Source organism: Geobacillus sp. WSUCF1, from assembly GCF_000422025.1.
GTDB lineage: Bacteria > Bacillota > Bacilli > Bacillales > Anoxybacillaceae > Geobacillus > Geobacillus zalihae.
The window spans coordinates 1-22,150 of the sequence record NZ_ATCO01000067.1 but is presented as its reverse complement, the minus strand read 5'-3'; the positions used below and the strand labels follow the sequence as shown (position 1 = coordinate 22,150).

Genomic DNA, 22,150 nt, shown 5'->3' with positions numbered 1-22,150 from the left:
GAAGTGGGGGTAGTTGACCCACTCTTCCTTTCCTGAGCACTCGAGTTCGCATGGAGGAGACACGCATTCATCTGAAGTCCTCTGCAAACGTGAACACCATACAGTTATGCCTGCTGCACATTGCGCAACCAATAGCGCTGATACAATTGGAAGTAAAATCCTTTTGCAGCCAACAGCTCTTCATGCGTCCCTTTCTCGATCACTTTGCCTTCGTTGAGCACAAGGATGCGGTCGGCATGTTGAATCGTGTTCAACCGATGGGCGATGACCAAGCACGTCCGGCCGTTCATGAGCCGCGCGAGCGCTTCTTGAATGCGCACTTCGGTCACCGTATCGATGTTGCTCGTCGCTTCGTCCAAAATCAAAATGGCCGGGTCGGCGATCATCGCCCGAGCGATGGCCAACAGCTGCCGCTGCCCTTGGCTGATTCCGCCGCCTCCTGGGGCCAAAACGGTGTCATAGCCGTCCGGCAGCTTCATAATAAAGGAGTGGGCGTTCGCCTGGCGCGCCGCCTCCTCGACTTCTTCATCGGTCGCCTCAAGCCGGCCGTAACGGATGTTGTCGCGGATCGTTCCGGCGAACAAAAACGTATCTTGAAGCACAAACGCCATATGCCGGCGCAAACTCGCCCGCTTGATCGTCCGGCTGTCGCGCCCGTCGATCAAAATCACTCCTCGATCTGGATCATAAAAGCGGGTCAACAGCTGCAATACGGTCGTTTTGCCGGCTCCAGTTGGGCCGACAAGCGCGACCGTCTCTCCTGGGGCGATGGAAAAGGTGACGCCGTCGAGCGCCGGGCGCTGTTTGTCGTAAGAAAAGACGACTTGACGAAACTCAATGCGTCCATCAAGCCGGTCCAAGGCCGCCGCTTCCCGCTCGTCTTCCTCTTCTTTCGGCAAATCCAAAATTTCCAACACCCGTTCAGCGCCAGCCAACGCCGACAGCAACGTGTTCCATTGGTTGGCCAAATCGTTGAGCGGTCGGGTAAACTGGCGGGCGTATTCGACAAACACGACGATCGTCCCGACCGATATCGCTCCTTTGGCCGCCAGCCATCCGCCGACGCCAGCGATGAGGGCGAAGCTTACGTTGTTTAAAAAGTTCATCAGCTTCGGGATGAAGCCGGAATACGTTTGCGCCCAAAACCCGGCTTGTTTCAGCTCGGCGTTTTTGCGCGCCAATTCAGACTCCATCCGCTCTTCTTGGGAAAACAGCTTCACGACTTTCTGTCCGGAAATGACCTCTTCGATAAAGCCGTTCATCTCACCGAGCGCCCGTTGCTGCTCACGGAAACGCACCCGCGTCCGGTTTGTGATCCAGCGCATGCCCACATACATCAGCGGCACGACAACAAGCGTTACGATCGTCAACACAACGCTCTGTGAAAGCATGACCACGATAGCGCCCATCAAAGTCAACGTGCTCGAGACGACCTGAACAACAGTACTGTTAAATGTCTGGCTCATATTGTCGATGTCGTTTGTAATCCGGCTCATCAGCTCCCCTTGCTGGCGGCGGTCAAAAAACGAAATCGGCAGCTCATGAAAATGGCGAAACAACCGCTCTCTGATCGCATGCACCGTCCGCTGGCCGACATCGATCATCCAATAGTTTTGCAAAAACGTCGCCGCGCCAAGGGCCATATAAATGGCAAGAAGCAAAACGAGCGTCGCTAAAAAACCGTCCGTCCTCCGCTCGATGATGTACACATCGACCGTCCAGCCGATGACGTACGGACCGGCGAGCGCCAGCGCTGAGCTGACGACAACCATGGCCATAGCCGCAAACAGCTTTCGCTTTTGCGGAGCGATAAAGGCCCATAGCCGACGCAACGTGCCAACGCTGTTTTTCGCCCGCTGCGGACTTGCGCCAACACGCGCTCCGTGCGGACTATGCCGTAGTGACATCCACCGATCCCTTCTTTCCTTCCTGCGTGGCGACGATGCGTCGATACAGGTCGCTCGTCGCCAGCAGTTGTTCATGACTTCCTTGTGCGATCAGGCGGCCGTCTTCCAAAAGCAAAATCGTATCCGCCGCCATCGCGGTGCTCACCTTTTGCGTCACCATCACCGTCGTGCATGCATACTTCCGCAACGCTGCGAGCAGCTTTGCTTCCGTCTCTGCATCGAGCGCGCTTGTGCTGTCATCCAAAAGCAAAACGCGCGGTTGCCCCACCAAGGCGCGGGCGATCGACAGCCGCTGCTTTTGCCCGCCTGATAAATTGACACCCTTTTGACCGATCCGTGCGTCGTATCCATCCGGAAACCGAGTGATGGTTTCATGAATTTGTGCATCGCGAGCCGCTTGCACAAGTTCTTCCATCGACGCAGTGATGTTGCCAAAGCGGAGATTGTCCGCGACCGTCCCTGAAAACAGCAGCACTTCCTGCGGGACAAAGCGCACCGCCGTCCGCAGCTGTTCGGCGGAAAACTCGCGCACATCGACGCCATCAATCAACACGCGCCCGCCGCTTGGTTCGTACAACCGGGGAATCAGCTGAAGAAGCGTCGATTTGCCGGCCCCTGTCGCTCCTAAAATGGCGGCTGTCTCATGCGGACGGATGACGAACGACACGTCCGAAAGCGCCTCGCGCGGACTCGACGGATAACGGAACGAAACGTGCTCAAACCGGATTTCCCCGCGCTGAACGGCCGGACCACCGCCCGCATCCGCCCCGTGTCGCTCGCCCGGGGCTTCAAGAAGTTCAGCGAGGCGGACGGCCGAGGCGCGCGCCCGAGAGAACGCCATGGTAATAAACGTAAACATCGACAACGCCGCCGTCGCCCGCGTCGCGTAGTTGACGATGGCGACGACTTGCCCAGCGCTCGCCGTCCCGGCCTCGATATGGTGGCGGCCAAAAAGGAGAACGGCGACGATGGCGGTGTTCATCACGATCAGCAACACCGGCGTGATCGTCTCCACGAGGCGAAGCACGCTCATGGTCCGCTCCATCAGCGCATCGTTCGTGGCCGCAAATCGCTCCTCTTCGTATTCTTTTCTCATCCACGCTTTGATGAGGCGCATGCCGGCCAAATTTTCACGCATCACGCCGTTGACGCGATCAAGCGCTCGTTGGACGGCGGAAAAGGACGCCGCCGCCCTTTGTACAACCCACAATAAAAAAACAGCGGACAGGGGAACGGCCACCGCCAAAACGAACGCTAGGCGCGCATGAACAACAAACGCCATCGCGACGCCAAAGACGACCAGAAGCGGTGCACGCAAGGCGATGCGCAAACTCATAAACAACATGTTTTGCACTTGGGTCACATCGTTCGTCATCCGGGTGACGAGCGAGGCCGGCGACAACTGCTCGATGCGCGCAAGCGAAAACGATTGAATTTTGGCAAACAGCGCCGTCCGCAGCGCAAATCCGTACTCCTGACCGACGTAGGCAGCGGCAAATGAGTTGGCGATGCCTGAGGCAAACGCCAACAGCGACGCCCCGAGCATCACTGCTCCCCACGTGAAAATGGCCGCAACATCCTGTTTCATGACACCATCGTCGATGATTTTCCCCATCAACAGCGGCTGCCAAAGCTCGATGATGAGCTCGGTCAACATAAACAACCAAGCTAACGCCATCCACTTCCCATATGGCCGCAAATAGATCAGCACCCGCCCCATGTCTGCGCCACTCTCCTCTCCATTCCGATCGCGGGGCCCAGCCGCCGTTCATCGTTGTGTATAATTTTATTCTAAACCCGAAATATTTATTTGACAATGAGAATGCATGGGCAGAAGCGGAGATGCTCCCGGCCAAGAGGAACAAAAACCCCCGAACAAATGTCTCATCGCTCGGGGGCCATCGGCGGCAATAGGGGAACAACGGGTCTATTCCGTCGTTTCGAGCGGGATGCCCGATTGATTGGCGGATGATGAAACCACACCGCTTCCAGATCCATACATAGGTCTGTGAATCAGGGGGTTATTCCGTCTTCCATCACACCTTGGCTTGCCTTCAGCAGTCAGAAAAATAGACGACACGCTTTTGGGCCAGCGAAATGTGAAATCTTCCCGTTGATTCGGCATGAGAGCCATGTCTATGACGAACGCTGACGCCATGCCGAATAAAGCGCCTCCTGGCTAATATGGTCGAAAGAGCTTGGCGGTGCAAGGGACAACAGCTGTTGTTCATCGCCAACGATCGGCAACAGCCGGTCGAGCTTGGCCATCCGCAAAATCTTTTCTATAGCGGCGTTATCCCGGACGACGATGGCCATGGCGCGGCTTTCGCTGACGATTTGCTTAAAAAAGCGGACAAGGAGCGCTAATCCAGTACTGTCCAAAAATCGAAGGCCGCTCACGTCGACAACGACAAGGCAGCGCTTGACAGCAGCCACCGCCGTCGCCAGCTTTTGTTCCGCCGCGAGCTGCGTATCATAGGCGAGCCGTCCAGTTAGCTTGATGCATTCGTATGCGCGTTCTACAACCATTTCCAATTCAAACGACAACCGATGCTGTTTCATTGTATCCCCCTATCGTTGACCAGCCATGTCCTGCCCTCGGCCACCACCCGCATTCGTTCCGATCACATGGGTGCATCATGGCACCAAAGCCCGTTATGTTGCATTCCGACTCATTTTCATGACAAGCATCCGACGGCCGCCCTTCCGCTCAACCCACGTGACGTCATCCATAATTTCACGGATGAGCAAGAGCCCTCGTCCCGATTCGGCGAGCAATACATCAGAGAGCGTCATGTGATCGAGCTGCTCGATCACGTCCGCCGGAACGCCGCCGCCCTCATCCTCAACCGCCACGGCCACATCAGCGCTTGTGACAAAAAAGGAGAGCGAAATCGTCCCCGCCTCCATCCCCGCCCGTTGAACAGCTTTAACGGCATTGACGACCGCTTCATGCACCGCCAACACAAACAATTCCGCATCACGGACCGCAAACAACGAAGCAGCCTGCTCCGCAAGGAGATGGCAAACCAAAACCGCTTCCTCGTCCGCCCGGCAGCGCACGATCCATTCACACACCACAAAGCGTCCCGCCTATCCATGAACCGTGATGGACAATAAGCAAATGTCGTCGGAAGGGCTGACGAGCGGCGGACCTTGGCTGATTAAACGTTCGAGGAAGCGTTTATCCGGCAAATGGCGGCACATTTGCGTGCATGAGCGAATTTTTTCAATGCTTTGCAAAATCGACGGATCGATCTCCTCTAAAATGCCGTCTGTATACAAAAGGAGGCGGGCCCGCTTGTCGTAATGAATCACCCCTTTTTCAAACGGCAAGGAAAACGGGCTGCCGATCGCCAAACCGCCTTTGTCCAACTCATGGACGCTTCCATCGTCAAACACGAGCAGCCCAGCCGGATGGCCGGCGTTGGTATATTCAATTTTTCGCTCTTTCGTGTCAATCACTAAATAAATCATGGAAAACAGGTGGCGGATGTCGTTGGCCTCATCAGGAAACAACGTTTGCACATGCTTTTCCAGCTCGCTCGCCACCGAGACCGGGTCAATGACGCGCACGATCAACCCGCGCAAAAGCGAGCGGAGCAACATGCTCACCAAGGCCGACGAAATGCCGTGGCCCATCACGTCGATGACGATCACCCCGTAGCGGTACAGGTCGATTTGATAGCAAGCGTAAATATCGCCTGACAAATCATCCGATGGAATATAGACGGCATCCATCGTCACCGCCTCGTTTTGAATGAGCGGCGTCAACAAGTTGTGCTGAATTTTTTTCGCCAGCTCGACTTGGCGCCGCCGCTCCGCCTCTTTTTGCTTTTGCTTCGTCTCGTCTTCGACAAGGACGATATATCCGTCCGCCTGAAGCACGGGAATGACCGTATAGGCGACATTGGCGGACGTGCCGTCCCGGCGCTGCACCATCCCTTCGCCGCATCGCTGCTCTTTGGGAGGAAACGGAAGCCATGTTTGGCTGCCGCAACGAAAGAGCGACCATATCGGGCGGCCGACCGCCTCTTCTTTTCGGCGCCCAAACAGCCGCTCGGCACTAAGCCCCCAATCTTGCACGGTTCCGTCTGCCGCCACCGGAACAACCGCAAACGGGGCGGAATCGTAAATGACCCCGAGCAACTCAGACGGCGTCGGTCGATCAGCTGGAGGCATAGCGGTTTGTTCAACAAAATGCCAAACGAGCCATTCTCCCTCGCTGCCTGATAACCTATAGACGTTCATCCAGCTCGTATAGATTTTCCCGCTTTTCGCCACATGGCGCGCTTCTCCTTGCCAACATCCGTCCTTTTTTACCGCCTCGGCGATGCCGTCCAACAACGCGGCCGACCATTCGGCTGAAAACAGAACGCCGACCGGCCGCCCGACTAATTCATGTTTGGCAAATCCGAGCCATCTTGGCGTCGGCTCGCTGACCGCAACAATCAAAAGTTGATGGTCGGTCATCACCATGCCGCTGCCCAACTGTTCCGCGTCTAGCTGATCGATCGCCTGTACATTCGCCTTCACCATCGTTCAACCCTTTTTCGTTATAATCAAAATCCATCGCTTTCAGCTGACACCGGCTTCCCGAAACAAAAACGCACGTCGGCGCCGGGTTGTTTCCACCCCGCCTTCGGGTTGCATGTTCAGCACCACTTTTCGCCCCATTGTTCCTCACAGGAACAGGTTATTGTTGTATTCGTGTTTTTTTGCGGTTTTTCCTGCTTGCTGCCGCATAAATCTTCTAGTCCGTTTTTCTTATTTTGCCGATGATCCAAACCGCCGGCGAATCGCCGCAATCACAAGCAAGAGCACCGGAATGATGATTTGCAGCGGGATGTGCAGATAGAACATGACAATCTTTAATCCTTCATGAATATGCTCCACATAGTTGCTTGCCATCGCCACGGACCACAATAAGACAAGCGCCCCAAACGGATAAACAAGCCGCTGGTGGTTCGAAAACCCGAATACATGAGCCACCCCCACGACGCCGGCATAAAAAAAGATGGAGACTTTGAAAAACCCCCCGATCACTAGAGCGACCATAAAAAAGACATCAAGCCGCTCTAAAAAGTGAGCGACTTGAATGCGGCGGATCGTATCGAGCAACGGAAACGATGAACGTGACACCGCATCAGCTCCCAAGACGGCCGTATTAACGACCATAATGATCGCCAGGTTGATCCCGGTCAACACCATCCCGGCAACGGCGGCCCGCCGCGCTTTTTCCGGACGATTCAAGTATGGAAACAGCATGGTAAACACGATCATTTCACCAAACGGCACGTACAACGTTTCCGTGAACACCGTTTTCCACACCCGTTTCCACCCTTCCTCTAACACTGGCTGGAGCTGGGTGAGATCAACAAGTCCGGAAGCGATAACCAAGATGAATCCGACAACCGCCAGTATTTGCAACAACGTATAAAGCAGTTCGCCGGTGCGCGCCAATACTTCGATGCCTTTATAGGCGCTGTACATGACCGTCATAGCCATAAGGGCATTCAAAACAAACAGCGGTGTTTCCGGATAGGCAAACGTGAGCAACAGTTCGCCAAAATCACGCAACACACGGGCGGCGATATAGAAAAAATAGGTAATATAGAGAACCGCCAACAACTTGCCGAGCGGCTTGCCGACGATATGTGTCACATAGGAAGTCAGCGGCTGATCAGGGTAATAGTGAAACAAACGCTCGTAAATCAAAATCAGCAACAGCCCTAGAGCCAGACCGAGCAAAGTGGCGATCCATACATCTTGCTTGGCGCTGACGCCGAGCGGAATGACGATCGCACTGCCATGCTCAAACAATACGATCAGGACAAACAGCTGGCGCATATTGATTTTACTATGTTCCATCTCGCTCCATCGCTCCTCACTCCACCGTATCCAAGTTTTTTGAGCCGAAAACGCTTATTTGATATATGGCGTATTCCGCAATCCCGTGCGCCGAATGTAAGCATCCACTTTCACTGTCACCCGAAGATGAGGGAAATAGCGGTCATCCCACTCTTTTTTGATTCTTTTCCACAGGCGGGGGTGGGCGCGATGCACCGCCTCGCCAAAACCAAAAACATCAGTTTTTTCATACTGGGCCGTTTCAATCGCCTGTTTCACTTCCCGTTCAATATCCCGGCCAATGGCCTTTTCCAATTGGAACAATTGCCGGTAGTCATCCAAACGAATCGGAACGTATGCTTCACTGATATCCCCTTCCGTTTGAATGTGAACCAAAATCGATGGCCTTCCCTTTTTCCATTGGGGCTTGACCTCTGTTTTCACCCGCACGGTTCGATAGCCAATCGCTTCTTTTTTTCCATTCCAGGGGATCGTGATATTCGTTTGTTTAATTCGATCCAGCACCCAAAGCACGCCCCTTGATGTCGACCCGCTCACCCAGCGAACAAGGTGATCTTTTTTAAATAATGCCAATCCGTCCAAACTGATTCGGACGTTCGGGACCGATGTCTGGACGTTGGTTTGCCGTTTGCCGCGCTGGGGATCCCCTTCAATGGTAATACCGGTCATCACCGGATTTCTTCCGGCTCCAGACAAGCTACGAATCGCCCACCAGACATCGGTGTTGATTGTCTGCCCCCAGGCCATCTCGGAAAACTCCAACGTCTTAATAATTTGGTTGGCGGAAATTTTATCAATCGGTGTCAACACAGCTAGCACATCTTTCGCCGAATGGCCACGGGCAACAACCAGCCGTGAGGTCGTGCGAAACTGGTTGTTCCGTTCCATCGCATCGAATACCCCATTCAACCCCTCACGCGCCACCTCTTCGCCGATGACCACCAAGTTCGTATGGCCATAATACAGAATGCGTGACAACTTCTTCGAGGCTTTTCGGCTTGCCTCGACCAACGTGTCTCCGGTCGACGTATACATGGAAACGGGCACGCCGGCCGCCCCGCCGCCACGCTGGGTCGCGCCGGCGACGTTGCCCGGGTTGACGACTTGAAACGAGGCCAAATATCTGCCGTCTTCTGTTTTATCAAGGCCAACGGCAATGACAAACGCTAAGTCAGGAAGCTCCTTTTTACTCCAACAACCAGCCAGCAACAGCGCACAAACAAAAAAGGACACAAACATGGCGATAGATCGTTTCATGATCCATCCTCCTTTTCCCGGCGTGTTGGTGCCGGAGGCTGCGGTTTCTGATCCCCCGATTGGCGAATGATATTTTTCTGGTTAATCAGGCGCGGCCGCTCGCGGTACATCCATGTCGGGATTCGAAACAGGGTATCGCCCATATTAGATGGGGTGAACGGAGCGAGCGGCGACATGTATGGCACCCCAAACGAACGCAAGCTGCATAAATGGAGAATCATGACCAACAACCCCATCATGATGCCGTAAAACCCGAACATCGCTGCTAAAAACATCAACCCAAAGCGGATGAGACGGGCTGAAATGGCGATGGCAAACGACGGCGTCGCAAAGCTGGCGATCGCCGTGATCGAAACGACGATCACCATCGCCGAGGAAACGAACCCAGCTTCCACTGCCGCCTGCCCGATGACCAAGGCGCCAACAATCGACACCGCCTGTCCGACTGCACGCGGCAGCCGAATCCCCGCTTCACGCAAAATCTCAAATGTCACTTCCATCATCAACGCCTCGACAAAACCAGGAAACGGTACGGCCTCACGCTGGGCGGCAATGGCGATGACAAGCTGAGTTGGGATCATTTCTTGGTGAAACGTCGTCGCCGCTATATAAATGGCCGGCGCAACGAGCGAGAGAAAAAAAATCAATACGGGCAAAAAGCGAAGAGCAGTGGCGATATCAAAACGGGCATAATAATCCTCTATCGCTTGAAAAAATTGGATAAACAAAGCCGGCACGATCAAGATAAACGGCGTCCCATCAATAAAAATCGCTATCCGTCCTTCCAACAGGTTGGCGGCTACCACATCGGGACGCTCGGTATGATAGATTGTCGGAAACGTCGTAAACGTTTGATCTTCGATTAATTGTTCAATATAACCGGACTCAAGCACGCTGTCCGTATCAATGCGGCGCAGGCGCGCTCTCACTTCCTCGATAACCTCGTCATTGGCAATGCCTTTGATGTACATGATCGCGACATCCGTTTGCGTCACGGTGCCGATTTGCATCGTTTCCAGCCAAAGATTGGGATTTTTAATGCGGCGGCGGATCATCGCGGTGTTCGCGCGCAACGACTCCGTAAATCCCTCGCGCGGCCCGCGGACGGCGATTTGCGTTTGCGGTTCCTCGATCGCGCGATATTGGCCGCCTTTGGTGCTGGCGCTGACAGCGGACGGCACCCCGTCCAACAAGATGATGGTCTCTCCGGAAAACAGCTCCAAAAACAGGTGTTCCCAATCGACGACATGCTTCACACCGCCCACCGCGGCCAACTTTTGTTCGATCCACTGAAACCATTCTTTTTCTGTTAATGACAGTGGAAATGACGCCTCCAGCAGCGGCGTCAGCAAAAATTCGTACACATGTTTGTCGTCAACAAGACCATCCACAAAGACGATGGCTGCTTTGATTTGCCTCTCTTGACCCAGCGAAAACCGACGGATGACGACATCGCTGCTTTGTCCAGTCGTTTGGCGGATGATGTCAAGGTTGACGGCTAATTCAGCTGACATCGGCTCTTGCGGGACGTCCGCCGCCTCGCCGCTATGGTCCGGTCCTTCTTGTTTCACCCCGTCATTGATCTGCTTTTTTTTGTCGGCCCATTCCCCATTGAAACAGCATGTTTTTCCTCCTCACTCCGCTTCCTTTTTATCCCTCATTATGGACACGAAATCGGGAGGGCATACGCCCGTGCATCGGTTTTGAATCAATAGCAAAAACTAAAGAAAAACAGCAGGTGGAACGCCATGAAACTAATTGTTGTTTGGCTGATGTTTGCCTTGCTCGCCCTAGGAACGATGGTAAGCATGGATCAGTTGATGGGGATGACCTTGCATCAATCGTTGCATATCGTGCTGAATCCCTTTCGGGTAATGGAAGCGCCGGAACTATTTATTTTATCCTTGTTCATTTTTTTGCTGTTGCTCGATCTATTGAACGTTTGGATGTGGAAACGAAAAAACAAAACGTCTTGACCAACAGCCGGAGGCAAAAAGAGGAAGGTGCCCCAAAAGCAACGGGACACCTTTCCTCTTCATTGGGCATTACCTTTTCTGTATTTGCTCCCAATGATGCTGTTGTTGCAACCATTCGCGAACATGGGTGCTGTGTGAAGATAAGGGAACGGTAAACGAATCGCCGTCGCTTTGCAGCAATTCAATATCCCCCTGCATGTGCTCCCCCCGCGGATGATGTCCTCCACCGGCTCATTCCACAAATCTTGTTTGAGCGCCTGGACAAACGACTCGATCTCCTTCGGATCGGCCAGCACGACCACCGGACGCCCCGTTTCGACATTGCGGATCGTCACTTGGCGGATCGGAGAATAGCTCGGGCGAAGGAGCAAATAATATTGCTGCTTATATTCGTTTGAACCCATGATGCGCTGAAAATACAGCATGTACGGTTCAATCGGCACTTCGTAGCGGCGGAGGAGACGCGTGCCGTCTTTGAGCACATACCCGATCACAATCGGCCGGACGTTGCCAAAACGTGACGGGAGCGGCTGATCGTGCACAAGCTGCGCATGAAGCGCCCTGACAGCTTTGATGTTGTCCTTCGTGCGCAAAAACTGATCGAATGCTTCAAACTCTCTTTCCATCAAGTTAGGATTTTGCCAATTCATCACCGACTGGCCGAAATAGACTTTCTCAATATCGGACAAATTCGGAACGTGTCTCACATATCCAACCGGATCAAGGCGCACAGTCAAAAATAAGACCGACATCACAGCGGCAAAGGCGATATACCCTTTCCATTTATGAAAAACACGCCATGTTTTCATCACGACCATTTGCGCAACGGCATACCCGATAAGCGAAAACGCAACATACCCAAAGATGATCCATCCCCACTGCCGTTGGACTTGTCCAAAGTAGAACCCGCCGGTCAAGCACATGCAAAACGCCACTCCATACACAAACAGTGGGCGAAGCACTGAAAAGGCGAGCGCCTGTCCGGCCGCTTCCGTCGGCCGCCGCTCGTACAACCAAATGGACACCCCGAAAAACAGAAGCGACAACAGCAGCAACAGTCCGGCTTCCCCCGCGCTCATCGCCTGATCCGTCAGCATCTTGTAACGAATCGGCAGCGCCCAATCCATCAGATTTCCCGATAAATAGTACCCATCGGGGAATCCATACAACCATAACGGCAAATTGCTAAACAGCAGCACCATGATGCCTGTCGGAAAAAAGAGAGCAATATTCGTTAACACAATATGAACGATCGATTGGCCGACGAGCACGCCGACCATGACACCTAGCGCAAAAATCATCGTCTCTACGACAAGCGTCTCGCCAAGCCATCGTCCCACATCCCCCGCTCCAATCGGCCACGGGAGATCAAGTCCGTACAGACATCCGATCGCAACCAAGGCGGTCAACACGAGCGGAACCGCCAAAAAGAGCCATCCAATAAGCATCTGCCCGGCAAGCAGTTCGGTGCGGCGGATGGGCAAGCTATGGATGAAATCAGCCGACCGTTTCTCATGCATATAGCGAACCACGCCGGCCGCCGCCAAAATCGGAACGAGCCAAGCGCACAGCGCTTCCATTCCATTGGCTATATCATACACACTGTACCATTGCGGAATATTGCCGACCTTTGGGTCATATTGAGAATACGCGAGCGCCATCGGCAGCACAATCGCCGCCAGCCATAGCAGCCAGTGAATGATGGCAATCCAGCCGATTTGACGAAGATTTTGCCCCCACATGGCGCGGTTAGCCGACCACTGTTTCACGGACATGAGCATCGCCCCCCATTTCATACATAAAAATTTCTTCAAGCGACAGCGGCAGCACATCAAGGATGAGAGGATGAAATGCGCGGACCGTCTCCTCTATGCGCCGCTTTTCCCCGCGGACAATAAGAAGAACGATGCTGCCGCGCTCCTCGCGATGCACGATGTCAAGCCGTTCGGCCAACTCGCTCGGAAACCCGCCGCGAAAGGCGGCTTGCAGCTTATGCATCCCCGCGCGCAGCTCGTTTAAATCACGCTCCATCCGTACGGTCCCTTGCGCCATCAATCCGACGATGTCGCATAAATCTTCGAGCTCGCGCAAATTGTGCGACGAGATGACAACGGTCATTTCCCGTTCTACTACTTCATCGATTAACAGCTGTTTCACATGGCGACGGACGAATACGTCGAGCCCATCAAGCGGCTCATCCATAATAAGCACGTCCGGCCGGACGGAAAAAGCAAGCCAAAACGCCGCCTGGCGCTGCATGCCTTTGGAAAACTGCTGAATCTTTTTGTTTGGATCAAGCGCAAAGACGGACTGCAATTCCAGAAACCGTCCGCGGCTGAACGAAGGGTACAGTTGCTCGTAAAAATCCGCCATTTGGCGAATCGTCGCGTGCGGAAAAAAGTAAACAAAGTCCGGCAAAAACAAAAGGCGTTGCTTGATGCGGACATTTTCCCACACATCCTCCCCGTCCACTGCAATCGTTCCGCGATCTTGGCGGAGAATGCCGGCCATCATCTTGAGCAGCGTCGTTTTTCCGGCGCCGTTCGGGCCGAGCAGCCCGTAAATCGCTCCTTTTGGCACCATCATGTTCGCGCCCTTGACGGCCGCAAACCGATCAAACGTTTTCGTCACGTCCACAAGTTGAATCACGATCCTCCCCCTCTTTCTTCCCCTTCTCGAATCCATTGCCATAACTGCTCATTCGTCACCCCTAAAAACCGCGCTTCCTTGACAAGGCGGACAAACTGCTCACGGACCGCGGCGACCGCCTCGATGTTTGGTTCTTTTGAACGCGGGGCGACGAAACTGCCTTTCCCTGGAATCGAATAAATCCAGCCGTCGCGCTCCAGTTCGCGGTACGCTTTTTGAATCGTATTTGGGTTGATCATCAGCTGTTTCGCCATCGTCCTGACCGATGGCAGCTGATCGTGCGGCTGCCATAGTTCGCGAACGATCATTTCTTTCATTTTGTCAATCAGCTGCTCGTAAATCGGCTGGCGGCTTCGCAAATCGAGCTCAAACATCTCCCCTCCTCCTCTCATTGTCACAACCGTACTATAACCAATAGTACACATAAAACAGAAGAAAGGCAAGAATTTTTTCCAAAATAAAGAAAGAATCCATTCCCGGATTCTTTCTTCATCTCATTCCGGCGCCGTTTGCCGCCGCGTTGACCGTTGCCGCTCGGCGGGCTGATACGTCTGAACAAACAGCCCATCTCCTTCGAGCCACTCGGCGATCAACACGTCTTTTGGCGAGGCAATTCCTTGTTTTTGCAGTTTGGCGGCCAGCCATTGCTCCGTTTTCCCAAGCTCCGCTAATTCGTCTGCCAACAGCTGGCCATCGCGGATCAGCGTCACCGGGACATACACCGGGTGGGGCGGCAGCTGGAAATCTTCACGCCGATCGTCAAATGAAGCCATTTCATGCTGCGCCCCCCTTGCATGCCGTTGATGTTCGCCCTTTCTTCCCTGTATTGTGCCCCCTGCCGCCTGAGAAGTTTCGCTGTTGGGTTGCCGTTTGCGCGGATAAATTCCCCTAGACTGGAAACACTATCGTTCTAGAGATTGCATGGAAAGAAAGGGATTCATGATGAACGGACAGCCGCTTAGCGCTCTGCAACTGTTATTTATGGTCATGCTGTCGGTCGGGCTGATGAATCATGTCATCATCATCCCCTTTATGCTTGAGGCCGCCCACCGCGATGCGTGGATCGCCGCCTTGGGAGCGTTGGCAGGTTTGCTCGTTTGGCTGCCGCTTCTTTATTTCATCGCCAAGCAGCTGAACGGGGAGCGGCTGTTTGACTGGCTGAAAAGCCGGTTTTCGAGCGCGGCTGCTTATGCGGTGGCCGGTGTCAGCAGCGCTTTTTTGCTTCTTCATAGTTTTGTCACGTTAAACGATACGGTCACGTTCACCACCACCTCTTATTTGACGGCGACGCCGAGATGGGCGCTGATTCTTGTCATCGTGGCCGTTTGTTTTTATAACTCGTACCAAGGCATCGACTCGATTGCCAACACTTCCATGATCATTTGCCCGTTCGTCATCGTGTTTGGTTTTTTCGTTATGCTCTCGACCACGCCTCATAAAGATTATTCACTGCTCAGACCAGCGCTTGAACATGGTGTTGGACCTGTGCTCAACGGCATGATGTACGCCGGAGCGGGATATGCGGAGGTGATCGTTCTTTTGTTTCTCTCCCATCGCCTGCCCCGCCCATTTTCATGGAAAACGCTTGCCGCCATCGCTGTTTTCACAGCCGAGCTGAGCATCGGGCCGACGATTGGCGCCATCACCGAATTTGGCCCCGAGCAGGCGACGCGCCTTCGCTATCCGGCGTTTGAGCAATGGCGGATGGTCAGTTTAGGGACGTACATTGAGCATGTGGACTTTCTGTCGGTCTATCAATGGCTGTCCGGCGCTTTCATCCGCATCTCCTTATCGACAGCGCTGATTGTAGAATTGTTTCCGATCCGCCATCCGCAAACCCGCCGTTGGGTGCTCATTGTCCTTTACTTGGCGATCACATTGGCGGCGCTGGCGCCGGTCAGCGATGAACAGTTTTTGCATGTTGTCAAACATGGGGTGCTGCCGGCATCGCTGCTGTTTAGTCTTGCGCTGTCCGTTGTGTTAAGTGGTTTCGCTTTGTTGGCATATCGCAAAAAGAAAAGAGGGATGACATGATGAAACGACCGATGCGCGCCGCCGAAGGCAAGCGGTTGAAAGACGATTACACAGGGCTCGAGACCGTCATCATCTCCGAAGAGGCGTTGCGCACGATGTACGCCAAATGCCCTGACGTCATCATGACGGAAGCCGCGATTCCATCCTCTTTGCCTGACGGCTCGGCGGCTGTCGTGCACTTGCTGTTTATTTATTGCGAGGAACTGTGCGATACGCAAATGCTGCAAAAAGCCATCTATCCGATGTTCCGCGCGCTGTGCGAACACCATCCATGCTTTTCGGCCGCCGACATCGAGGCCCGCAAACTGGCGGCGCTTGAGTATATGGGAAAAGAAGTGCGGATCGATGATCTCAACTTCAGGCTGTTTAGCGGCGATTTGCTCATTTATTTTCACGAAGCCGATGTCTTGTACACGATGCCGCTCGCCAGCCCGCCAAACCGCGACCCGGAAGAGCCGAACACGGAAGTATCGATCCGCGGACCCAAAGATGGATTTATCGAAGAAATCAGCAAAAACGTGGCGCTCATCCGCAAGCGGCTGCGCTCGCACCGGCTCGTCTATGAACCGTTTGTCATCGGCACGCGCAGTCAGACAAAAGTGGGGCTCCTCTATGTCGATGATATTGCCAACACGGCCATCATCGATGAGGTGAGAAGCCGTCTGCTCAGTTTGTACATCGACTCGGTGACAAGCACCAACCAAATTGAAGAGTGGTTGTCCGACACCCGGTTTTCTTTGTTCCCGATGTTCGGTTATACCGGGCGGCCCGATTTTGCCGTCAATTCGCTCCTCAACGGCCGTTTTATCATCTTGGTCGACGGGGCGCCGACCGCCTTGATCGGCCCGGGCAATTTAACCTTTTTGCTGAACACGTCGGAAGACAACAACACGTTTTTCTTGTTTGTCGTATTTCAGCGCCTGCTCCGGCTCGTCGGCACTTCGGTCGCCATTTATTTGCCGGGCGCTGGGTCGCCTTGACTTCGTTCCATCCGGACCAGCTTCCGTTCACCTTGCTGGCGACGCTCATTTTGTCGCGCCAAGGAGTGCCGCTTCCGGTGCCGCTGGAGATGTTTGTGATGATGATTTTGTTTGAGGTGTTTAAGGAAGCCGGGATGCGGCTGCCAATCGCCATCGGGCAGACGCTGTCCGTCGTCGGCGGCTTAATCATCGGCCAGGCGGCGATCAACGCCGGGCTCGCCGCCCCGGCCACACTCGTCATTGCCGCCATTTCCGTCATCTCGACATTCACGCTCGTCAATCAAAACATGGCCGGCAGTGTCACCTTGCTGCGCTTTATTGTCCTGACGGTCTCCACCGTTCTTGGCCTGTTTGGCTTCATTCTGTCGCTGTTTTTCATCTTGACTTATGCGGTCAACTTGCGCACCTGCGGCGTTCCGTATCTCACGCCGCTGGCGCCGCCCTCAAAAGATATCGGGAAAGTATTTATCCCGAGCACATGGAAACAGTTCCGCACGCGCGACCGCATTGTGCGTCCCAACGATCTCATTGCGAAAGAGAGGGAACAAAAATGAGGAAGCGGCTCTTTCCCATCATCGCTTCCGTCATCTTGCTCAGCGGCTGTTGGGATACGCGCAACATCGATCATATTGTGTATATTCATGCCATTGGGGTGGATTATAAAGATGGCCAAGTGATCGCCTACGTCCAGCTGGTTGGTTTCACCGCCCTCGCCAAAGTCGAGGCCGGAGGCGGCAAAGAGAAAGCGGCCGTTTCCATCGGCAAAGCCGCTGGCGAAACGTTTAATATCGCGACCGACAAAATCTACCCTTCCATTCAACAAAGGGTGTCATGGGGCCATGTAAAAAGCATTGTCTTTACCAAACGGGCCTTGCAAAAAGGCATCGTGGCCGATGTGATCGATGTGCTGAACCGTTACAACGAAATTCGCCATACAGCATGGGTGTACGCCACCGATGAGCCGCTTTCCGAGCTGTTTGAAGCGACGCCGCTGTTAAACGCTTCCTCCTATTATTCGCTGTTGTCCAACCCGGAAGAAATCTTTCAACAAAGTTCGTTCATCCGCCCGATCCGGCTCAGCCGGCTGATTGTCGATATGGATGAAAAAGCCGATACGGCAAGGCTTCCGTATTTAACGCTCGACCGCCGGCGCTGGATCGAAAATAAAAAGCCGAAACCGATGCTCGCTGTTTCCGGCGTGTGTTTTGTCCACCATTACAGCCTGCAGCAATGTGTCCGCCGTTCCGATCTAGAGGGACTTCGCTGGCTCGAACACGACATTCGCCGCACCCCGATTTATGTCAAACAAAAAGGGAAAACGGTCGCCTCTCTTGTCGTCCGGGACCCGAAAACGAAATGGTCGATCAAAGTGAAGAGTGGAGAGCCTGCGTTTACTGTCCAAGTGCAGGCGCAAGGCGCCATCATCGAACTGCGTGAACCGCTCTCACGAAAACAACTGACCAAACTGGCGGAACAAACGGTGAAGCAGGAGATCCGCCGCTTGTATGAACTTGGCAAGAAGCAGCAGATCGATCTATTGAATCTGTCGGAGCAGCTGTATCGCCAGCGTCCGGATATTTGGAAACAACATCAGTCCAATGGCCTCATCCCGCTCGGCAACAACACGCTGTCCGTGAGCGTCAAGCTCGCGATCGGGGCATCCGGAAAAGAAAAGTTGAATTACCGGGCCGGTGATTGAAAATACAATAAGATCAAGTATAATTAGGAATATTAGATATATTTTGAACGGGGGAGAACAATGAACACCCATACAGAGCGAACGAGCGCCGCAAGAATGACCGTCTACCCGATTTTGTTCGCCATCAGCCTCGGCCACTTTTTGAACGATGCGATGCAAGCGGTCATCCCGGCGCTCTTTCCGATTTTGCGCTCGACAATGGAGCTGTCGTATGCGCAAATCGGCTGGGGCGCCTTTGCCTTGAACATGACATCATCTGTCATGCAGCCGGCTGCTGCCCAACCATGTCGGCATGGCATCCGGGCTCATCGTCGGTCTGGCGTTTGGCATGGGGGCGCTCGGCGCGGTCGTGCTCGGCAAAATCGCCGACTTGTCGTCGCTCGGCACATTAATGGGGCTTTGCAGCGTGCTGCCGCTCTTTGGCGCCTTGGCGGTTTGGCTGCCGAAAGATCGGACATAGCCAATGCATATTTTTCTTTCAATCTCTTTTCGCTATAATGGAAGGTGATAAGGTCCATTCAGTTAGGAGATTTTTCGTATGGCGGGTTTATACATGAACCAGCACGTCCTGAACAACTTATTTTATATTTTAGTCACGATCTTTGCCTTTTCGTTTATTTATGACCATAGTCGAGCGATCCGGCAGCGCCCGCTCTATGGCCGGGCGCTGCTTGGGATTTGTTTGGCGTTGGCGGCCGTTTTGTGCATGAAATTTCCGATTTACATGGATCCGCTGTGCGTCCATGATTTCCGGCAAATTCCGTTTTTGCTTGGGACATTGTATGGCGGCGGCGCGGTCGGGGCGGTGCTGTTTGTTGTCTTGATGCTGGCGCGCACCGTTTTGTACGGATTTCAACCGCTCACCTTGATCGTTTACGCCATCATGTTTGCCATAGCGGCGGCCGCCTCGCCGCTGTTTCGCAAGCTGCCGCGGCCGAGCAAGCTCGTTATGTCGCTTTGGCTGACGTTTTTGCTCGCGGTGCTCACGACATTTGTCGCCGTGATTGTTGCTGATTTTCCGGTAACGAGGCCGTATATCGCGTATTTCATTATAATGCCGCCATTCGTCATGATGTTCGCTGTCTATTTGATGGAGACGCTTCATGAGGCGCAGCTCGCTCGGGCAGAGCTGATGAAGATGGAAAAAATGCAGATCGTCAGCCAAATGGCGGCCAGCATTTCCCATGAAATCCGCAACCCGCTCACCGTCGTCAAAGGATTCATCCAGCTGCTGCAAACGGGTCGGCTGCCGCGCGAAACCGAAGAGCGCTACATTCGCATCGCCTTAGAGGAACTCGAGCGGGCGGAAGCCATCATCCGCGACTATTTGACGTTTGCCAAACCGGCGCCAAAAGAGACTGAGCCGATTGATGTCGCCACCCAGCTTCAGAAAGTGCTGCAAATGATTACGCCAATGGCGCATATGCATTCGATCCATGTATCCTCTTCCCTCGAACATGGTGTCGTCATCGGAAACGTACAATATTTCCAACAGTGTTTTCTCAACTTGTTGAAAAACAGCATTGAGGCGATGCCGAACGGCGGCACGCTCCATGTTGCGGCCGAGAACCGGGGGGCATCAGTCGTCATCACCATTTCCGACAACGGCGTTGGCATGACGAAAGAACAAGTGCGCCGCTTCGGCGAGCCATACTTCAGCACAAAAGAAAAAGGCACTGGGCTTGGTGCGATGGTCGCCGTCAAAATCATCGAACAAATGGGAGGAACGTGGACGATCGAAAGCGCCGTACAAAAAGGGACGACGTTGACGATCACGTTGCCGGCAAGTCGGGTGGGACCGCCGACGGCAGAACAAAGCGCCGTCGGCTGAACGAAAAAACGGATGCCCTGTTTTGGACATCCGTTTTTTCTTGGTGATTGGCGCGATCATTTGACTTCCTCAAAATAATCTTTGTAAAACCCGCCGACTTTTCCGCTGTTGTCAATGACAAAATAAAACTCGTCGGTTTCGTTTTTTACTTCATATACCTTGCCCGGCGTCAATACATTGCTGACCATGTACTTTTCCGCGTTCGTGTGAACGCACTTTACTTTTTTGATCGTCGGCCGGGTCGCCCATGTGTGATGAATCATGCGTCATCTCCTTCTCTTTATATTTTTCCCCTTCTTTATTGTAGCGACCCGGACAACCGGCTGCAACGTCCCATTCGCCATTTGCCGCTATGGCCGACGCCTCAAATCGTTGGCGGCGGCGGGCAACCGTGCTATAGTGAAACTATGCGGACCCCCGCTAACAAGCCGAATGATCATGTTCGAAAGGAGAGACTCTTATGTTTTTGCCTTCATTCCGTTTGGACGGAAAAACGGCGCTTGTGACCGGAGCCGGACGCGGCATCGGCCGGGCGATCGCGATCGGGTTTGCGGAAGCCGGAGCCGATGTAGCGCTCATCGCCCGCACGGAAGCTGATTTGCAAGAAACGGCAAGCCATATCGAACAGCTCGGCCGAAATGCGTACATATACCCGCTTGATGTCACCGACCGACAAGCCGTGCACGACGCGGTCGCCGACATCAAACAACAAACCGGCTCGCTGGATATCGTGGTCAACAACGCTGGCATGAACATCCGCACGCCGGCTTTGGATGTGACGGATCATGAGTGGGAAACGATTATGAACACCAACTTAAAGTCGGCGTTTCTCGTCTCACAAGAAGCCGGTCGCGTCATGAAAGAACAAAAGCAAGGCGGAAACATCATCAACATCGCTTCCGTCGCCGGCCATGTCGCCTTGCGCACCGGGGTTGTGTACGCGGCAACGAAAGCGGCGCTCATCCAAATGACGAAAGTGCTGGCGTTTGAGTGGGGGCGCTACGGCATACGCGTCAACGCGATCGGCCCGTGGTATTTCCGAACGCCGCTCACCAAAACGCTGCTTGAGGACGAAGCGTATGTGAACGACATTTTGGCCGTCACGCCGCTCAAGCGGATTGGCGAGTTGCCTGAGCTCGTCGGCCCGGCTGTGTTCCTCGCCTCCGATGCGGCCAGCTACATTACCGGCCAAACGCTGTTTGTTGACGGCGGCATGACGATCCACGGCTTTTGATAAAGCGCGGCCAAATCGTACACCCTATAAATGCCCCAGACTATATTGACAAGGAGGCCGCAAACATGAGCGACCGGGAAAGCAAACGGCAATTTCAAGACGACTTAGATCAGTACCGGATGGACAACGTCATCCATGCCCCGAAACAATACGTGTACCAAGTCGGTTACGAAGCGTCAAGCGGCAATCCGACCAACGGCCATCGGGAGGCGAAAAAAACGCGCGAATGGCCGCACAGTTGAACCGGAAAGGACATTCCTTTCCGGCTTTGTTTTTTTGATCAGCTTTCCTCGGTTGCGACGTTTCAAGACAAAAACGAGGCGCAAGCCCCAGCCCCGCCGGCGCAAACGACCTGTTGCTACGGCTCATCGCGCACCCCCTCAAATTCAATGATGCGCCCGCACGGCTCAACCATCGTTTCGCCGTTCGTTTCCACTTCGCGGAAAATTGGCTGCTCGATGCGGCGGATGGGGCGGTAGCTTCCTGTTTCATTCGCGCTAAACAGGCGGCGATCGTTTCCCCTTCCGCTACCGTAAACCGTTTTTTCTTCATCGCTTCCGGCGCGTTTGTCAACCATCAGGCGCGCCTCCCTCCTTTCCCCTTTAGGTTGCCCAAAAAAGAAGCCGGATGTTTCATCCGGCCTAGCGCGTTTTCTGCACATATTTTCGGTACAGCCCATACAGCTCGGCTGCTTTGTATGTCTCAATTTTTT

18 protein-coding genes and 5 pseudogenes are annotated in these 22,150 nt (G+C 53.9%); 9 read left to right on the top strand and 14 right to left on the bottom strand.

The window, feature by feature from the left end; translation table 11 throughout:
* Positions 1-104: 104 nt before the first annotated feature.
* From I656_RS08920 to I656_RS08955, 8 genes and pseudogenes are all read right to left on the bottom strand, one after another.
* Positions 105-1,907, bottom strand: a complete 1,803-nt coding sequence (locus I656_RS08920; RefSeq protein ID WP_033005454.1) for an ABC transporter ATP-binding protein — start codon at positions 1,905-1,907, stop codon at positions 105-107.
* Positions 1,891-3,627: an ABC transporter ATP-binding protein gene (locus I656_RS08925; RefSeq protein ID WP_020754857.1), complete on the bottom strand. Its 1,737-nt coding sequence runs from the start codon at positions 3,625-3,627 to the stop codon at positions 1,891-1,893. The genes I656_RS08920 and I656_RS08925 overlap by 17 nt, the downstream gene beginning before the upstream one ends.
* Positions 3,628-4,043: 416 nt before the next feature.
* A complete protein-coding gene (locus I656_RS08930) occupies positions 4,044-4,469 on the bottom strand; it encodes an STAS domain-containing protein (RefSeq protein WP_020754856.1) in 426 nt (141 codons plus the stop codon).
* A gap of 93 nt (positions 4,470-4,562) precedes the next feature.
* Positions 4,563-4,988 (bottom strand): ATP-binding protein, encoded by a 426-nt coding sequence (locus I656_RS08935; protein WP_020754855.1) that lies wholly within the window; start codon positions 4,986-4,988, stop codon positions 4,563-4,565.
* Between the two features lie 12 nt (positions 4,989-5,000).
* A complete protein-coding gene (locus I656_RS08940) occupies positions 5,001-6,446 on the bottom strand; it encodes a SpoIIE family protein phosphatase (RefSeq protein ID WP_020754854.1) in 1,446 nt (481 codons plus the stop codon).
* A 228-nt stretch (positions 6,447-6,674) separates the two neighbouring features.
* On the bottom strand, positions 6,675-7,778 hold the full coding sequence (locus tag I656_RS08945; RefSeq protein ID WP_020754852.1) for a GerAB/ArcD/ProY family transporter: 1,104 nt from the start codon (positions 7,776-7,778) through the stop codon (positions 6,675-6,677).
* A gap of 54 nt (positions 7,779-7,832) precedes the next feature.
* Positions 7,833-9,035 carry a Ger(x)C family spore germination protein gene (locus I656_RS08950; RefSeq protein WP_020754851.1) on the bottom strand — a complete coding sequence of 401 codons (1,203 nt, stop codon included), beginning with the start codon at positions 9,033-9,035 and terminating at the stop codon, positions 7,833-7,835.
* A pseudogene (locus I656_RS08955) lies at positions 9,032-10,658 on the bottom strand (spore germination protein). The gene I656_RS08950 and the pseudogene I656_RS08955 overlap by 4 nt, the downstream one beginning before the upstream one ends.
* A 125-nt stretch (positions 10,659-10,783) precedes the next feature.
* Here I656_RS08955 and I656_RS08960 point away from each other — a divergent pair.
* Positions 10,784-11,011: a hypothetical protein gene (locus tag I656_RS08960; protein ID WP_020754848.1), complete on the top strand. Its 228-nt coding sequence runs from the start codon at positions 10,784-10,786 to the stop codon at positions 11,009-11,011.
* Between the two features lie 69 nt (positions 11,012-11,080).
* Here I656_RS08960 and I656_RS08965 read toward each other — a convergent pair.
* The 4 genes and pseudogenes from I656_RS08965 to I656_RS08980 form a co-directional block, all read right to left on the bottom strand.
* Positions 11,081-12,786, bottom strand: a pseudogene (locus I656_RS08965) (ABC transporter permease).
* Positions 12,761-13,660, bottom strand: a complete 900-nt coding sequence (locus I656_RS08970; protein WP_033005452.1) for an ABC transporter ATP-binding protein — start codon at positions 13,658-13,660, stop codon at positions 12,761-12,763. The pseudogene I656_RS08965 and the gene I656_RS08970 overlap by 26 nt, the downstream one beginning before the upstream one ends.
* Entirely contained in the window at positions 13,657-14,034 is a 378-nt protein-coding gene (locus tag I656_RS08975; RefSeq protein ID WP_223810906.1) for a GntR family transcriptional regulator, read from the bottom strand. The genes I656_RS08970 and I656_RS08975 overlap by 4 nt, the downstream gene beginning before the upstream one ends.
* A 120-nt stretch (positions 14,035-14,154) precedes the next feature.
* Positions 14,155-14,433, bottom strand: coding sequence for a YetF domain-containing protein (locus tag I656_RS08980; RefSeq protein ID WP_020754843.1), 279 nt, complete (start codon positions 14,431-14,433; stop codon positions 14,155-14,157).
* Between the two features lie 169 nt (positions 14,434-14,602).
* Here I656_RS08980 and I656_RS08985 point away from each other — a divergent pair, with 169 nt between their 5' ends.
* From I656_RS08985 to I656_RS08995, 6 genes and pseudogenes are all read left to right on the top strand, one after another.
* The gene (locus tag I656_RS08985) at positions 14,603-15,694 is read left to right on the top strand and encodes an endospore germination permease (protein WP_033005451.1); all 1,092 of its coding nucleotides are present in this window, start codon (positions 14,603-14,605) and stop codon (positions 15,692-15,694) included.
* Positions 15,694-17,228: pseudogene (locus tag I656_RS0115405) on the top strand (spore germination protein). The gene I656_RS08985 and the pseudogene I656_RS0115405 overlap by 1 nt, the downstream one beginning before the upstream one ends.
* Complete coding sequence (locus I656_RS08990; RefSeq protein WP_033005449.1) at positions 17,225-18,373, top strand: Ger(x)C family spore germination protein; 1,149 nt, start codon at positions 17,225-17,227, stop codon at positions 18,371-18,373. Before I656_RS0115405 ends, I656_RS08990 begins: the two are co-directional and overlap by 4 nt.
* A gap of 60 nt (positions 18,374-18,433) precedes the next feature.
* A pseudogene (locus I656_RS19890) lies at positions 18,434-18,643 on the top strand (hypothetical protein); the annotation flags it as partial.
* A gap of 22 nt (positions 18,644-18,665) precedes the next feature.
* Entirely contained in the window at positions 18,666-18,833 is a 168-nt protein-coding gene (locus I656_RS19885; RefSeq protein WP_020754838.1) for a hypothetical protein, read from the top strand.
* Between the two features lie 78 nt (positions 18,834-18,911).
* Complete coding sequence (locus I656_RS08995; protein WP_020754837.1) at positions 18,912-20,204, top strand: ATP-binding protein; 1,293 nt, start codon at positions 18,912-18,914, stop codon at positions 20,202-20,204.
* 56 nt (positions 20,205-20,260) lie between these two features.
* Here the strand turns inward: I656_RS08995 and I656_RS09000 are convergent, their stop codons facing one another.
* Complete coding sequence (locus tag I656_RS09000; protein ID WP_014195730.1) at positions 20,261-20,467, bottom strand: DUF6501 family protein; 207 nt, start codon at positions 20,465-20,467, stop codon at positions 20,261-20,263.
* A gap of 197 nt (positions 20,468-20,664) precedes the next feature.
* Between I656_RS09000 and I656_RS09005 the strand changes: the two genes are divergently transcribed.
* Together I656_RS09005 and I656_RS18620 are read left to right on the top strand one after the other, a co-directional pair.
* Positions 20,665-21,438 carry an SDR family NAD(P)-dependent oxidoreductase gene (locus I656_RS09005; RefSeq protein ID WP_020754836.1) on the top strand — a complete coding sequence of 258 codons (774 nt, stop codon included), beginning with the start codon at positions 20,665-20,667 and terminating at the stop codon, positions 21,436-21,438.
* Positions 21,439-21,503: 65 nt separating this feature from the next.
* Positions 21,504-21,680, top strand: coding sequence for a hypothetical protein (locus I656_RS18620; protein WP_164832316.1), 177 nt, complete (start codon positions 21,504-21,506; stop codon positions 21,678-21,680).
* A gap of 116 nt (positions 21,681-21,796) precedes the next feature.
* Here the strand turns inward: I656_RS18620 and I656_RS0115400 are convergent.
* A pseudogene (locus I656_RS0115400) lies at positions 21,797-21,990 on the bottom strand (NETI motif-containing protein).
* Between the last annotated feature and the right edge of the window lie 160 nt (positions 21,991-22,150).

Bases quoted from the DNA above. Each gene is read 5' to 3' on its own strand.
- I656_RS08985 (WP_033005451.1), top strand. From the start codon at position 14,603: ATGAACGGACAGCCGCTTAGCGCTCTGCAACTGTTATTTATGGTCATG.
- I656_RS08920 (WP_033005454.1), bottom strand. From the start codon at position 1,907: ATGTCACTACGGCATAGTCCGCACGGAGCGCGTGTTGGCGCAAGTCCG.
- I656_RS18620 (WP_164832316.1), top strand. From the start codon at position 21,504: ATGAGCGACCGGGAAAGCAAACGGCAATTTCAAGACGACTTAGATCAG.
- I656_RS08980 (WP_020754843.1), bottom strand. From the start codon at position 14,433: ATGGCTTCATTTGACGATCGGCGTGAAGATTTCCAGCTGCCGCCCCAC.
- I656_RS08960 (WP_020754848.1), top strand. From the start codon at position 10,784: ATGAAACTAATTGTTGTTTGGCTGATGTTTGCCTTGCTCGCCCTAGGA.
- I656_RS08975 (WP_223810906.1), bottom strand. From the start codon at position 14,034: ATGTTTGAGCTCGATTTGCGAAGCCGCCAGCCGATTTACGAGCAGCTG.
- I656_RS08945 (WP_020754852.1), bottom strand. From the start codon at position 7,778: ATGGAACATAGTAAAATCAATATGCGCCAGCTGTTTGTCCTGATCGTA.
- I656_RS08950 (WP_020754851.1), bottom strand. From the start codon at position 9,035: ATGAAACGATCTATCGCCATGTTTGTGTCCTTTTTTGTTTGTGCGCTG.
- I656_RS09005 (WP_020754836.1), top strand. From the start codon at position 20,665: ATGTTTTTGCCTTCATTCCGTTTGGACGGAAAAACGGCGCTTGTGACC.
- I656_RS08990 (WP_033005449.1), top strand. From the start codon at position 17,225: ATGAGGAAGCGGCTCTTTCCCATCATCGCTTCCGTCATCTTGCTCAGC.
- I656_RS08930 (WP_020754856.1), bottom strand. From the start codon at position 4,469: ATGAAACAGCATCGGTTGTCGTTTGAATTGGAAATGGTTGTAGAACGC.
- I656_RS08940 (WP_020754854.1), bottom strand. From the start codon at position 6,446: ATGGTGAAGGCGAATGTACAGGCGATCGATCAGCTAGACGCGGAACAG.
- I656_RS19885 (WP_020754838.1), top strand. From the start codon at position 18,666: ATGGCATCCGGGCTCATCGTCGGTCTGGCGTTTGGCATGGGGGCGCTC.
- I656_RS08995 (WP_020754837.1), top strand. From the start codon at position 18,912: ATGGCGGGTTTATACATGAACCAGCACGTCCTGAACAACTTATTTTAT.
- I656_RS08925 (WP_020754857.1), bottom strand. From the start codon at position 3,627: ATGGGGCGGGTGCTGATCTATTTGCGGCCATATGGGAAGTGGATGGCG.
- I656_RS09000 (WP_014195730.1), bottom strand. From the start codon at position 20,467: ATGATTCATCACACATGGGCGACCCGGCCGACGATCAAAAAAGTAAAG.